Annotated in this window: 14 protein-coding genes; 11 read left to right on the top strand and 3 right to left on the bottom strand. The window is 38.1% G+C overall.

Annotation, left to right across the window (positions count from 1 at the left end):
- Positions 1-102 precede the first annotated feature (102 nt).
- The 4 genes from G0Q07_RS14950 to G0Q07_RS14935 all read left to right on the top strand — a co-directional run bounded on the left by G0Q07_RS14950 (position 103) and on the right by G0Q07_RS14935 (position 2,460).
- Positions 103-744: a 50S ribosomal protein L25/general stress protein Ctc gene (locus G0Q07_RS14950; protein ID WP_163347579.1), complete on the top strand. Its 642-nt coding sequence runs from the start codon at positions 103-105 to the stop codon at positions 742-744.
- 75 nt (positions 745-819) lie between these two features.
- Positions 820-1,383, top strand: coding sequence for an aminoacyl-tRNA hydrolase (pth, locus tag G0Q07_RS14945; RefSeq protein WP_163347577.1), 564 nt, complete (start codon positions 820-822; stop codon positions 1,381-1,383).
- Positions 1,384-1,761: an RNA-binding S4 domain-containing protein gene (locus G0Q07_RS14940; RefSeq protein ID WP_163347575.1), complete on the top strand. Its 378-nt coding sequence runs from the start codon at positions 1,384-1,386 to the stop codon at positions 1,759-1,761.
- A gap of 159 nt (positions 1,762-1,920) precedes the next feature.
- Positions 1,921-2,460 carry a DUF4924 family protein gene (locus G0Q07_RS14935; protein WP_163347573.1) on the top strand — a complete coding sequence of 180 codons (540 nt, stop codon included), beginning with the start codon at positions 1,921-1,923 and terminating at the stop codon, positions 2,458-2,460.
- A gap of 196 nt (positions 2,461-2,656) precedes the next feature.
- On the opposite strand, the gene G0Q07_RS14930 is transcribed toward G0Q07_RS14935, so the two are convergent.
- Entirely contained in the window at positions 2,657-3,013 is a 357-nt protein-coding gene (locus G0Q07_RS14930; RefSeq protein WP_163347571.1) for a thiol-disulfide oxidoreductase DCC family protein, read from the bottom strand.
- Between the two features lie 64 nt (positions 3,014-3,077).
- Positions 3,078-4,130 carry an N-acetylmuramoyl-L-alanine amidase family protein gene (locus tag G0Q07_RS14925; RefSeq protein ID WP_163347569.1) on the bottom strand — a complete coding sequence of 351 codons (1,053 nt, stop codon included), beginning with the start codon at positions 4,128-4,130 and terminating at the stop codon, positions 3,078-3,080.
- A 74-nt stretch (positions 4,131-4,204) separates the two neighbouring features.
- Here G0Q07_RS14925 and G0Q07_RS14920 point away from each other — a divergent pair, with 74 nt between their 5' ends.
- From G0Q07_RS14920 to lnt, 3 genes are all read left to right on the top strand, one after another.
- On the top strand, positions 4,205-4,978 hold the full coding sequence (locus G0Q07_RS14920) for a 5'-nucleotidase C-terminal domain-containing protein (protein ID WP_163347567.1): 774 nt from the start codon (positions 4,205-4,207) through the stop codon (positions 4,976-4,978).
- 71 nt (positions 4,979-5,049) lie between these two features.
- On the top strand, positions 5,050-5,958 hold the full coding sequence (locus G0Q07_RS14915) for a bifunctional metallophosphatase/5'-nucleotidase (protein ID WP_163347565.1): 909 nt from the start codon (positions 5,050-5,052) through the stop codon (positions 5,956-5,958).
- A gap of 12 nt (positions 5,959-5,970) precedes the next feature.
- On the top strand, positions 5,971-7,557 hold the full coding sequence (gene lnt, locus G0Q07_RS14910) for an apolipoprotein N-acyltransferase (protein WP_163347563.1): 1,587 nt from the start codon (positions 5,971-5,973) through the stop codon (positions 7,555-7,557).
- A gap of 773 nt (positions 7,558-8,330) precedes the next feature.
- Here lnt and G0Q07_RS14905 read toward each other — a convergent pair.
- Positions 8,331-9,332, bottom strand: coding sequence for a hypothetical protein (locus G0Q07_RS14905; protein WP_163347561.1), 1,002 nt, complete (start codon positions 9,330-9,332; stop codon positions 8,331-8,333).
- A gap of 226 nt (positions 9,333-9,558) precedes the next feature.
- On the opposite strand from G0Q07_RS14905, the gene G0Q07_RS14900 reads away from it, so the two are divergent.
- The 4 genes from G0Q07_RS14900 to G0Q07_RS14885 all read left to right on the top strand — a co-directional run bounded on the left by G0Q07_RS14900 (position 9,559) and on the right by G0Q07_RS14885 (position 14,480).
- The gene (locus tag G0Q07_RS14900; protein ID WP_262887969.1) at positions 9,559-10,608 is read left to right on the top strand and encodes a LacI family DNA-binding transcriptional regulator; all 1,050 of its coding nucleotides are present in this window, start codon (positions 9,559-9,561) and stop codon (positions 10,606-10,608) included.
- 412 nt (positions 10,609-11,020) lie between these two features.
- The gene (gene galE / locus G0Q07_RS14895) at positions 11,021-12,022 is read left to right on the top strand and encodes a UDP-glucose 4-epimerase GalE (RefSeq protein WP_262887968.1); all 1,002 of its coding nucleotides are present in this window, start codon (positions 11,021-11,023) and stop codon (positions 12,020-12,022) included.
- 106 nt (positions 12,023-12,128) lie between these two features.
- A complete protein-coding gene (locus G0Q07_RS14890; RefSeq protein WP_163347557.1) occupies positions 12,129-13,373 on the top strand; it encodes an MFS transporter in 1,245 nt (414 codons plus the stop codon).
- Between the two features lie 18 nt (positions 13,374-13,391).
- Positions 13,392-14,480 (top strand): phosphotransferase enzyme family protein, encoded by a 1,089-nt coding sequence (locus G0Q07_RS14885; protein WP_163347555.1) that lies wholly within the window; start codon positions 13,392-13,394, stop codon positions 14,478-14,480.
- The last annotated feature ends 5 nt before the right edge of the window (positions 14,481-14,485 follow it).

The following is a 14,485-nucleotide window of genomic DNA, read 5'->3' as shown; positions in this document are numbered from 1 at the left end:
GCTTTTTCCATAAGCAGACGCAGTAATAATGTGCATGCTGTTTGCCCGACCAAAAAGGAAGGGAGGACTGAGTACCATATTTATTAACGTAAATTATTTAAAATGAAATCAGTAGTAATTAAAGGAGAGTTAAGAAAATCTCTTGGAAAGAAGGATGCTAAAAAACTTCGCTTAGAAGAAAAAGCACCTGCAGTATTGTATGGTAGTGATGAGCCGGTTCACTTTTCGGTTTCTTTTGCCGAGTTAAGACAATTGGTTTATACCCCAAGTGTATACCTGATTGACCTTGACATTGACGGAACTGTATATAAAGCACTTATGCAGGACATTCAATGGCACCCGGTTGATGAGGTTGTACTTCATGTAGATTTTCTTCAAATTAATGATGATAAATCGATCAAAATCAATGTTCCTGTAAAAGTTGAAGGTTTTGCAAAAGGTATAAAGAAAGGTGGTAAGTTAAATACTACGCTTCGTCGTCTTAGTGTAAGAGCATTGGCAGCGAATTTGCCTGATACAATTGATATTGATGTAACAAAACTCGATATCGGTGAAACGATTAAAGTAGGAGATTTAAATCTACCGGGAGTTGAGCTCTTAGACCCTAAATCGAATGTTATTGTTAGCGTAAGTATTACCAGGGCAGCAAAATCTGCTGCAGGTGGTGCTGAAGAAGAAGGAGAAGGAGAAGGAGAAGGAGAAGAAGGAGCTGAAGCTGAAGCATCAGAATCAACTGAAGAATAAATTATATTCAAATGAAATACGTCTTGTTTAAGCAAGGCGAATTTCATACGATACCATAATCATAAAATAGATCGTATGAAATACTTAATTGCCGGACTCGGTAATATAGGACCAGAATATAAAAATACTCGCCATAATATTGGCTTTCAAATATTGGACGCACTCGCTGAGGCGTCCAATATTAGTTTTAGCGATAAGCGTTACGGTTTTGTTGCCGAATATAAATTCAAAGGCCGAACGTTTATTTTACTCAAGCCAACCACCTACATGAATCTGAGTGGGCGGGCAGTAAATTACTGGTTGCAAAAAGAAAAGATCGACGTTAAAAACATGCTGGTTCTGGTTGACGACCTGGCATTGCCATTTGGTACGCTCAGAGTACGTGCAAAAGGTGGAGCTGGCGGTCATAACGGGCTTGAAAACATTAACCAGGTGCTGGGACGAAACGATTATGCACGCTTGCGTTTTGGCATTGGCGACGAATTCCATAAAGGGCACCAGGTAAATTATGTACTAGGCGAGTGGTCAAAAGTTGAGCAAAAGGAATTGCCTTTTAAGATTGACGATTCTATTGAGATTATAAAAAGTTTTGGTACAATTGGTGTCGACCGTACCATGAATTTTCATAACAAACGATAGATGACACAGGGAGTTCGCATAGATAAATGGTTGTGGGTCGTGCGGATTTTTAAGACCCGCAGTCAGGCTACCGAAGCTTGTAAAAAAGGCCACATAACTATCGATGACGTGGCAGTAAAAGCCTCTCGCGAAGTTCATGTTGGGGAGGTAATAAAAGTACGGAAATCACCCATTACCAAGAGTTTTAAAGTGCTGGCGCTGTCAGGTAAAAGGATGGGCGCCAAATTGGTATCCGATTTTTTGGAGGATGTAACACCACTGGAAGAGATTGAGTTGCTCGAGATGCAAAAACACATGCGCTGGAGTGCAAGAGAAAAAGGTACCGGGCGACCGACCAAAAAAGACCGACGCGATTTGGATGACTTTTTCGATTGGTAGAATGAGTGACGGAAGATTGAAGGATTATGTGACAGAATGTGAGCACTGAGAGGGCGAGACTTCGAGATTGAAGCAAGATTGAGTTTGAGATCGAATTTGTAACTATTCCGTTTGACTTGAATTTCCCTTTCACTGAGAAGAAAACATAAAACAGAAAATATGCTTGTAGCAAAACAAAAACGAAAAGAGAATATTGCTGAATACATCCTGTATTTGTATCAAATTGAAGATATGATTAGGGCTTTTAAACTGGACATGGAGCTTATTGAAGAGCGTTTAGTTTCCGGTTATCAGGCTGATGATACAACAAAAGCAGCCATTACCGATTGGTATGCTAATTTGGTACTGATGATGGATAAAGAGCAAATTCGGGAAAAAGGGCATTTCCAATTTCTAACGAACCTGGTTGCGGATGTAAACGATTTTCATTTAAAGCTGATGGAAACCTCGAAAGACGGTATGTATGTGCAAACTTACAAAACTGTTGCAGGGTTGGTAATGGAGTTGAAAGAAAAAAATCCGGAGGCCAAAAACGATGTAGACGTGGGCATTACTGCCGTTTATGGATTTCTGCTGCTTAAAATGCAACAAAAAGAAATATCTGTTGACACCCTCGAAGCCATAAAGCGCATTAGCAAATGGCTGGGCGATCTGTCGAAACTGTACCGTGATTTTGAAAGTGGCGATTTCGTCTTCTAGTCAAGATTTAGCCTAACTCTCCAAAACTTTGTTTTCGGTCAGATATGATTTTCCAGATACCCTCTCTGTGATTTTTATTGATGCTACCATAGATATATAGCTGCGAGGTGGTAAAAAGCACTTGCGAGTGCAAAATAATCCCTACTCGTATATAAATATTAGTAGCTCGTAGGTGAATACTTGATAAAGGGAGGTTTTAAAAGCTACGACAGGTCGTTCTTTTGCCAAACCATTTGTAGCGGTTATTTGCTACCCAACGATACAGTGAGTCTCGGACTGTTTTCGGTAGAATTTTAAATATCCTCAGCCAGCTCCATGGTGGGCGAAGGTGTTTGCAGATTTCAAGAATCGCATCAGATTCAGCTAATACCTGATTGTTTTGAATGAGTAGTACGGTGTTTACCTGAAGCTGCAAATCAAATTCTTTTAATAGCTTTTGACCTTCTTTCGATTGCAGAGCAATAAGCTTAAAATCGCTCTCACGCGCTTTTTTTAGTATAAGATCAACGGCAGAATTGCAGAGATTACAAACACCATCAAAAAGTATTATCATTTGTTTTTGTTTCACACAAGCATAACAAACGGTGTGGTTTTAGGTTGAGCGAATAAGGCGTGGGCTATTTATTTGTTTTGAAATCGGTTTTTAAACCAAGTGTTAACCAGTTGGCTACGGCCTGCCTGTTATTGGGAATCACCAAACGTTTTACATCGCGCTGGTGATTCATGTTCCCTAACTCAATAAATATTGCAGTAGGCCAGGTGTTTCGAACAATATATAAATTTCTTGACGAAACAGTACCAGTGTAGCCCCGGCTGGGTTGATTCTCGCGGTATTTTGCTTCAATGGTATTCCGAAGTATCTCTGATGCTTTTTCTCCCGTTTTACTTCGTCTGTCGTGATAGAAAAATATATCGATATTTTCTCTTTTGCTCCTGGAATCAATATGCAAAGCTATCATGCGTTGAAAAGAACCTTTGTGTTTTTTGTATAACTGATTGACTGCATCTGTCCGTTGCCGAAGACGTCTTGTTTGGTTTAGTGGGATTGTTAGGTTCGGATAACAAACTTCGTCTTTATCGGCTTTCAGGTTTAAAGCATCGCGAATGCCATCATTTTTATCGCGGGTAATCAGGTAAACAGTGGCGCCTTGCGCAATTAAATTACGTGCAAGGCGTAATGAAACATCGTAGGCATATTCATCTTCACAAACTATTTGTCCGTTGTATTTCCCAACAGCACCAGGATCAGGACCTCCATGGCCTCCTACAATGTAATATACAGCTCCTTTCAGGTCATTGCTTTCAATCTCAACATCAGCATAATTATTTCCAAATATGTTGTAATGCATTATTTTTCCGGTGCCTTTTGATGGTGCCGCTGCTGATTTGGTCATTCCGCTTGAATCCTCTGAATCAGGAAGTTTGTATTTTACACCAGCCAGCAAGGAATTATTCCTTCCCAGACTGCTTTTGTTTAAGGCAATAAAATCATCCATATATTCAACCGACGACAAGCCGTGCCGGGTGAGTAAACGGTAAATTCCATCCCCCTTTAGTGCAACAACTTCTTTTGATTGCGACCAGCTGTTTACGGGAAGCAGAAATGTTACTAAAAAAAATATTAAAATTATTTTGATAACTGATTTTATATGTAAGTTTGACACGAACATGTTTAATACTATTTTGTTTGCTTATACAACAATAATGCTAAAATAGGATTAACGAAAAAAATTATAATTTATTTATGCGACAATCTATCAGCTATGTGTTGTTAATAACTTGTGCAATCTTCGTTTTTTCATGTAAAACACAGTTTGTTCAAAAAAGTTATGAAACTGATAATGTTCCTGTATCTGAAGAAGTTGGAGCAATGGATAGTACAATTGTTAAGCTTTACGCTCCTTACAAAAAGATCCTTGAAAAAGATATGAATCGGGTACTTGTAATTTCTGACAATGAGTTGGTAAAAGATAAGCCGGAAAGTCTGCTAACTAACTTTTTGGCTGATTTATTACTTGAGCAGGGAGCAAATGTTGCGAGGGATCAGAACCTGAAGCTTACTCCCGATGTATCTTTCTTTAATTATGGGGGAATACGATCGACACTTCCAAAAGGAGAAATTACCGTTGGAAATATTTTTGAGTTAATGCCTTTTGAGAATGAAATGGTTTTGCTGGAACTAAAAGGAGAACAGATGCAGGCATTTCTGGATTATATAGCCAATCATGGCGGAGGAAGTGTAGGCGGAGTGAAAATGATTATAGCTAACGATAAAGCAACCGAGGTAAAAATAGGTGGAGAGAAAATAGATTATAATAGAAATTACTGCTTGGTAACTAACGATTATGTGGCAGCGGGTGGCGATGGCCTTGAGATGTTAGAAGAAAATCAGCAGTACATAAACAGTGGTGAGAAAATACGTGATGCAATAATTGCTTACCTGGAAGACCTGGGTAATAAAAAGCAGCATGTTGCCCCGCAATTGGATGGGAGGATAAGTTATGAAACTAGCCTGTAAGTTTCCTATAATGAATGGAAATATTAGTAATAGTTCCTTGCAATATCATATAAATAAGCAACTTTAATTGTATGGATAGAAGACGATTTATTAGAAATGTGGCGGCTGGTACCGCAGGAATATCATTAGGTGCTGTGCCCTACGAATTATTTGCACACGAAGATTTTACTACGATATCTATTCTGCATACCAACGATATACACTGCCATATAGAGCCATTTACCGGAACGAATGAGCGTTATGCCAACAAAGGTGGTTTGGCCCGAATTGCCAGGCTTGCAGATCTGCAGAGGCAACACAATCCAAACACATTGTTACTTGATGCCGGCGATATGTTCCAGGGAACACCCTATTTTAATTACTTTAAAGGCGAGTTGATGTTACAGGTAATGAGTGAGGCCGGTTATGATGCAAGTACCATTGGCAACCATGAATTTGATAACGGTTTACAGGGAATTAAGGATCCGTTACCAAATGCTGAGTTTCCGTTAATAACATCGAATTATGATTTTTCGGATACCATTTTAGCAGGAAGTTTCCCAAAGTTTAAGATTTTTAAACGCTCAGGAATTAAAATTGGTCTTTACGGTCTGGGTATCGAACTGGAAAACCTGGTTGGTAAAGTTAACTATGGTGAAACCGTATACAACGACCCACTGCTTGTTGCTCGCGAAATGGAAAGTTTCCTAAAAAACGATAAGAACTGCGATCTTGTAATTTGTCTATCTCACCTAGGATTACGATACCGGCATGATAAAGTAAGCGACATGAATCTTGCCGCAGAAACTTCTCACACCGACCTGATAATTGGAGGACACACGCATTCGTATCTGGAAAAGCCACTGGAAGAAAAGAACAAGCTCGGACAGCCCGTAATTGTAAACCAGGCCTGGTGGGGCGGTCTTGTGGTTGGGAAGGTTGATTTTGTTTTTGAAAAATCAAAAAGGAATAAAAAAGCTGTTTATTCCGACTTGCTATAATAACCGCTGCCTATGAAACGATTTCACAGGCTATTACTTTCTGTTAGTGCAGGAGCGTTGTTGAGTTTGTCCTGGCTGGGATTTCCCGGGTGGGTGCTGTTTTTTGCTTTCGTTCCCTTACTCTACCTCGAGAATTTCTTTTTTAACCATAAAGAAGGTTTTCCTGCCGTTTCGTTGTGGGGGCATGTTTTTCTTGCCGCAATAATTTGGAATGTTCTGGCTTCGTGGTGGATGGCGAAAGTTGCACTGGTGGGAGTGGGGGCGGCTATGATTTTCAACGCCTTTTTAATGTCGCTGGTGTGGTGGGCCGCACATTCCATCCGAAGAAATTTTTCATCGCAGCTGGGTTATATTTCACTGGTTGTTTTTATAGTTTCATTAGAATACCTGCAATTTAAATGGGATATTGAATGGCCCTGTTTGCAACTGGGAAGTGTATTAGCCAATAAAGTAAAGATCATTCAATGGTACGAATACACCGGAACTTTTGGCGGAACGCTGTGGGTACTCCTGCTGAATATTTTGCTGTTTCAGGTTTTTCGAAATATTCAGCAAAAAAGCCCATTGAAAAAAACGATTCCCAGTTCAACAGTTTTACTGGTGTTGTTAGTCGTTCCGTTAATCATTTCATTTCAGCTGTATTCTTCATACAAGGAAAAAGAAAATCCAATAAACGTTGCCATCGTACAGCCCAATGTTGATCCGTATAATGAAAAGTTTGACATGGAAGCAGAAACACAAAAACTGGATGATTTTCTGCGTTTGGCCGCCGAAGTAACAACCGACAGTACCGACTTTATTGTTGGCCCGGAAACCTTGTTCGAACATCAGACCCTTTGGAATGAGGCAACACCTGATTCTAACGTATTTTTAAAACGTTTACAAAACTTTCTTCAGCAGTATGAAAAGGCGGATATGGTTTTTGGGGTATCGTCTATCGAAGTGTACGAAAACAAAGCGGATGTTACGTACACGGCACAGCATAACAATAACGTAACTTACGACCGCTACAACACGGCAATGCTTTTTACAAAAGCCGGTGAAATACAGGTTTACCATAAATCGAAATTGGTTGCCGGAGTTGAAAAGGTGCCATTTCAAAAGTATTTCTCCTTCCTGAAAAACAACTACATTGATTTGGGAGGTGCATCCGGATCATTGGGCCGCCAGCAGGAAGCCTCAAATCTGATAGCACAAAACGCGGTAATTTCACCGGTAATTTGCTTCGAATCAGTATTTGGCGAATACGTAACTGAATATGTAAAAAAGGGAGCAGAACTTATTTTTGTGATCACCAACGATGGCTGGTGGAAGAACTCGCGTGGTTACAAACAACATTTATTGTTTTCGCAATTGCGGGCCATTGAAACCCGAAGGAGTATTGCACGGTCGGCAAACACAGGGACTTCATGTTTTATAACTCAGCGTGGTGACGTTTTACAAGCAACCAGGTGGTGGGAAGAAGCTGCAATTACCGGAGAAATTAATAAAAATAAAACGCTTACATACTATGTAAAACATGGCGATTTTATTGCCCGATCTGCTGTTTTTATAAGTGTATTGATGGTGTTGATGGTGTTTGTGAAGCGGTTCACGTAAGGACAAAAAAAATCCGCATTAATCCATTGTGTAAAACCCCTGTATAACAGGATTTGAGCGCCCGGCTGATCAAACTTCCACTGGTCCGAAGACTCACCCCGATAAATCGGGACTACAAGGCCTGTTTTTACAACCATAAAGAGCTTACTCGGTTAATTTTTTTCTGTTGAGTTTACCAATTTAATGATCAATGCGGAAAATATTTTTTCTCTCTCAATGAACTCGTTTTGTACAATTCAAATGTAGCGGTAAGCTTTGTTATATGCAAATCTTAAAAGTTAATTTTACACTTGTTGTGGGTAATGTATTGTTAGATAGTTTATTAAATAGAGCCAGTTTTTATACCGGTTTACTAAATAAATATGTGTTGGTTTACTGAGTGGATATTTATGATATGTAATGCCAGAATCTGATTTCTAACACGCAGCAACAATTGGATATGGCGGATAATGGGAGTAGCTAAAAAGGCTGGAGTGTTTTACTCCCAGCCTCAAGCTTTTTTCAACTTAATCTTTCCGATAGACCAAACTTTCGTTGTTATTTATTTACAATCGAGTTTTTAGTTTTGATTGGATGTGCGGATACACGTGCCGGACAAGGTGCAAAAAACGGACATTTTTCGGGATATATAAAAATGTATATTAAGCATTCTATGATCTTGGATTTTTATCATAAAAGATACCCATTTCCCCTTTTCCTGGCAGCTTTTTTAGGTTAAGTATTGAAATCGGAAGTGTTTATTTCTTTGTGAAATTATTTCAAAATCAATTTGTTCAAAAATTCACCGCAATCTGATAATAAAACATTTCATTTTGCGGTTTCTCAACAATGTTTTTTGCAATGAGAATGTCAGTCGTTTCTGTATAAATAAAATGGTACCAAAAGATAAAGAATTCTTCAAAGGAAACTTCCTTGTCAAAATATAGGTCGTGGTATGTTGCTTCAAAATATGGTTTGTTTTTGTTCAGGATGTCGAGCAGGCATTGGAAAAATATTTCCGGCATTTTTTGGGTTATCAACTGAGTATCATTTTTATCAAAGACATGAATATTCTTGGTTTCATAATTATCCCAACCTACGTTTGATTTGATTCGTTTATTGCCATATACGCAAACGCCTATTGAGTCATTCCAAAGCAGCCCGCGGTTGCCATAAATTCCGAAAGGTTCGGTTTTGTTTGCTTGATTATCTTCAACAATGGCAAGGTAATATCGGCTTCCATTTCTCAAAGGTCGCTCTTTGTTTAGGAATTCTTCTTCCATCCGTTGGATTTGAAAATTATCGAGTATTACATTGCTCAGATAAAAAAGAGACAATTCGTGGAAATCATATTGCTGAGAAATATTTGTTTGCTTATGTATATCTTTTATTTTGGGTAACCAGTTGCATATACTGTCTGCTATTTCATTTGCCACTTTTTGAGATTTTTCTTCTAATAAATTCCCTCGTTCCAAAGTGAGTATTCCAAGAGTTGGTTGATAGTAATTCCCCTTTTTTGTAAGCAACTTGTTTTCAATAAGGGCATTGATGTTTTTCTTTGTTGTTTCGGTACTCCATTTCAATTCATTTTCAATTTCAGAAAGCGGAATGTTATAATGAAGGGCAGTTAGAAACTGCGCGAGACTATCTTGCTTGATATCGATTTTGGGGCCGCGGTATCCAGATATTTGGTAAACCCTGAGCGAGGAATCTAGAATTTTTTCTAATGTTTTGTTGTTTTGAAAAGAATAGTTTGCCATAATAGTTGCAACAAGTACGAAAATTAAAGTCTTCATAAATCAATATAATTTAAAATGGTTTTGTGTTTATGACGCTATTAGGGTTGGGACGTTACAAAAAACAGGTTATTAGTATCTCATATATTAAGTGAAATGCCGCCGACATAATGCTGTATGAGTCAATTATGTCGCTTAAACTAAATTTGTTTCAATTCTATATTGCCAATTCTGGATTTTTTTACAGAGATTTGTCTAAATAAATATTGCATCCGGGGATTACGTAATGAAATCGAAATCAAATTATACTTTAAAAGATATTGCCGAAATGGCAGGAGTTTCAAGAGCGACAGTAGGAAGAGTTATTCATGGGCGTGGTGTTGTGTCAAAAGAAACTTCCGATAAAATTAAGTTGATCCTGGATAAAATTGAATATCAACCCAATTTGGTTGCACGATCATTACGAAAAGGTGAGTTGTTTAAAATTGCCGTTCTGGTGCCTGATGGATCTGAAGATATGTATTGGAAAAGAGCTATTGATGGTGTTGAAAAGACAATTGATGAGCTTTCCTCTTTGGGCATCAATGTGAGTATTTATTTGTTTAACTCATTCAAAGAAGTAAGTTTTACATATAATGCAAAGCAGATTTTAAAAGAAGGATGTGATGGAGTTTTGGTGGCTCCGGTTTTTTACAATGAGGCTATTGAATTTTTTAAAGAGTGTAAGGCAAAAGGTATTCCTTATGCCACTTTCAACACAGATATTAAAGAGATTAATACCCTGTGTCATGTTGGTCAGGATTTATTTAATAGTGGTGAGATTGCGGCCAGTTTGCTGAAAAGGCTGTTAACACAGCAGAATGAATATCTGATCGTTCATATTGATGAAGATATTTCCAACGCAAGGCACATGCAGGAAAAGGAAAAAGGTATTATACACTATTTGACATCTAATAATATAGAACGGGATAAGATTAAAGTTTTAAAAGTTGCAAATCGTAAATCTATCGAAAAGCAGTTGTTGGCATTACTGGATAAATTTCCTAAAATTAAAGGTGTAATAGTAACCACTTCAAAGGTACATTATGTGGCAGATGTAATCGAGGCCTATAAACTTGATTTGGTACTTCTTGGTTATGATTTGGTACGCGATAATTTAGATCACTTGAAAAAAGGCAACATTGAGTTTCTTATATTTCAGAATCCGGGGTTACAGACGAGCAGTGCCATCAATCTATTGGTGGATCACCTGGCGTTTAATAAAGATGTTCCAAAACAAAAACTACTCCCGATAGAGATCATAGTGAAAGAAAATTATTCCTATTTCTTAGAATAATCATTCCCATTTCTTCATTTATCCGGAAACTTGTCATATCAGAAGTTTCATTTCAGTGGAACCATATAAAGGAGTTTTCGACTAATAGTAAACTCAAAACAATCTCCTTGTATCATTATAAACATCTCCATTCAAGTTAAATATTGATTTTACTCAGGGATGGCCTCTTTGTTTTTTAGCTAAATGATCACGAGAACAATAAGTTTTGTGATCATGTCAATCGTAATTTCCTTGAGTGACTCGTATATATGGGTTAGTAATGTATATTATTACGTAATTCGATTCCGAACATTTAAATAAAATTGAAATGATCACGTGAACAATTTGCAAAAAATTATATATGTTTGCACGGTAATTTTATGAGTAAATGAAAATAAGGGAGGATATTTAATTGGGAAAAAAGAAGATTTTAGTGACTGGAGGAACCGGATACATTGGTTCTCACACCGTAGTTGAATTAATAAAAGAAGGATTTGAAGTTGTAATTATTGATGATCTTTCTAATTCGGAGATGGAAGTGATTTCCAGAATTGAAAAAATTACGGGAATTAAACCTCAATTTTATCAATTTGACTTGTGTGACAGCGCAAAGTTGACTTCTTTTTTTAAGGAGAATAACGATATTGATGGCATCATCCATTTTGCTGCTTTTAAGGCTGTGGGAGAATCAGTTGAGCATCCGGTTAAGTATTACAAAAACAATTTGCTTTCCTTGATGAATGTACTGGACGAACTGAATGAGTGTGCAAGCAAAAATCTTGTGTTCTCTTCGTCATGCACGGTTTATGGCCAGCCCGATAAGCTGCCGGTAACTGAAGACGCACCTTTAAAAAATGCTGAATCGCCGTATGGCAATACCAAAAAAATATGTGAAGAGATTCTTCAGGATTGTTGTAAGGCTGCTAAAGAACTGAATGTTATTTCGCTACGTTATTTTAATCCGGTTGGTGCGCATGATACAGCTTTGATTGGCGAATTACCGAAAGGCGTACCTAATAACCTCATCCCATTTATTACGCAGACAGGAGCAGATATTCTTCCTGAATTAAAAGTTTTTGGAGATGATTATGATACTGAAGATGGAACTGCCATCAGGGATTATATTCATGTTGTGGATTTGGCAAAAGCACACATTGCTGCTGTTAAGCGACTTTTGAGTAGGGCATCGGATAATAACTACGAACATTTTAATGTTGGAACCGGCAATGGTTACAGTGTCCTAAACATTATTAACTCTTTTGAGAAAGTGAGCGGCAAGCCTCTTAATTATAAAATTGTGGATCGCCGCCCCGGAGATATCGAAAAAATATATGCAGAAACAGATTTAGCCAACCAGAAATTGGAGTGGAAAGCAAGTCGCGACCTTGAAAATATGCTGGCTTCGGCCTGGAAATGGCAACAATCTTTAAAGTGAGAAAGTGATGAATAGAATCATTTATCGCTGATAATCCTGGCTTTCACCTACTTGAATTCTTTGGCGAAATTTTAATTGAAGCATAACCGACATTAAAAATAAAAATATGGAAAAATCGATACAATTAAATCGAAGTAATTATTTGTTGCCACTGGCAATTGTGAGTATACTGTTTTTTGTAATTGGCTTCGGGATAGGAATCAGTGGCTTTTTAACACCGTTTTTGCAGGATGCCTTTCATTTGTCAACATCGCAATCGTACCTGGTTACGGTAGCCATTTTTTCTGCATTTGTAATATTTGGAGCCCCGGCTGGAGCAATCATTAAAAAAGTGGGCTATAAAAACGGAATGGTAATTGCCTTTTTTATTATGGCATTAGGAATGTTTCTGTTTATCCCTTCCTCAAAACAGTTAAGTTTTCCACTATTCCTGCTCGCATTGTTTATTGGTGGCATCGGCAATACTGTATTACAGGCTTCAGTAAATCCTTATGTAACCATAATCGGACCAAAAGAAAGCGCCGCAATGCGAATGAGTTTAATGGGGATTATGAACAAATCAGCGTGGTGGTTATCCTCTTTGTTTCTGGGAATTTTTTTGGACTTAAAAAATGTAAGACTGGAAGATATAACACTACCATTTTATATTGTAACCGGGATATTACTGGCTTTAGGTGTTTTTATGATTTTTGCGCCACTGCCCGAAGTAAAAGCAGAAGGAGAAGAAGACAGCTCAGATGTATCTACTGGCGAGACTTCATCTAAGTCAAGTATTTTTCAGTTTCCTCATCTATTGCTGGGAGTAGCCGCTTTATTTGTGTACGTAGGAGTTGAAACACTGCCAATGGTATCGATAATCGGATATGCCAAAGCTGTATTTGGAGACTCGTCCATGAACCTGGATCATTTCTCGATTTATGTGCCTTTAGGATTGGTAATTGGGTATTTGTTCGGAGTGGTTATGATACCAAAATATATGTCGCAGTCAACTGCACTCAAGGCGTTTAGCCTGATTGGAATTGGAGCGGCTTTATTACTGATATTCTTACCAGGGAAATTTGGGATTTATGCAATGGCATTAATTGGTTTTGCCAACTCATTAATGTGGCCTGCCATTTGGCCTTTGGCAATAGCTGATTTGGGAAAATTTACCAAAACCGGTGCTTCGTTACTGGTAATGGGAATAGTTGGAGGAGCCGTACTCCCTTTTATATTTGGATTTATCATCGATATGGTTCGAACATCGGAAATAACCACCGTAGCCAATTATAAAAGTGCCTTTTGGATTTACATCCCCGCTTACCTCTATATCTTATTCTTTGCTGTAAAAGGATCTAAAATCAGAAAATAATAATCAAACCAAATAGATATGAAAACGAACTTATACGAAATAGCTGAGCACTTTCACCTGGAAGGCGAGATTAAAAATATAGCTACTTTAGGAGAAGGGTTTATCAATGATACGTTTATCATAAAAACAGAATCGGATGCTTCTCCCGATTACCTGATGCAACGAAAAAACAGGAAAATCTTTACAGATGTTCCGGCCATGATGGATAATATTGAACGAATTACCTCGCACCTGAAGAACAAGATTAGTGCCCGGGGAGGAGATCCAATGCGTGAGGCATTAACCGTTATTAAAACGAATGAAGGAGCTTTATATCATGTTGATGAGGAAGGTGAGTATTGGGCGGTTTGTTTGTTTATATCCGGCAGTGTTACCTACGAAGCTGCCGATACTCCTGAGTTAGCTTATGCAGGTGGAAAGGGAATTGGTAAATTCCAACGCATGACCTCAGATTTTGCAGAAAAATTATCGGATATTTTACCTGGGTTTCATAATATACGCTTCCGTTTTAAGCAGTGGGACGAAGTGTTGGCTAAAGATCCGGTTGATCGTAAAAAAGAACTGGAAGAGGAGATTGCCTGGATTGAGGAAAGAAGAGAAGAAATGCTCGAATTCTGGAAGAAAGTTGAAACCGGGATTATACCAACAAGAGTTACACATAATGATACTAAAATCAATAATATTCTTTTCGACGATAAAGGAGATGTGCTGTGTGTGATTGATTTAGATACCGTATTAAGCAGTACTGCTTTAAACGATTTTGGAGATGCCATTCGGTCGTATACAAATACCGGACTGGAGGATGATAAGGATCTTGACAAGGTCTCGATGGATATGAAAATATTTGAGGCATATACCCGCGGTTACCTTTCAGAAGCAAAATCATTCTTAACACAGGTGGAGATCGATTACCTGGCGTTTTCAGCTAAATATATTACTTACGAACAGGTGTTGAGGTTTCTGATGGATTATATTGATGGCGATAATTACTACAAAACAAAATATGCCGAACATAACCTTGTACGCACACGTGCACAATACAAGTTATTGCAAAGTATTGAAGAGCAGTACGACGGAATGAAAAAGGTTGTCAAGGCAAATCTTTAAAACAA

Origin of the sequence: Draconibacterium halophilum, from assembly GCF_010448835.1 — a bacterium.
Taxonomy (GTDB): Bacteria; Bacteroidota; Bacteroidia; order Bacteroidales; family Prolixibacteraceae; genus Draconibacterium; species Draconibacterium halophilum.
Note: the sequence above shows the minus strand (reverse complement) of the source record. Positions and strands in the feature narration are given on the sequence as shown.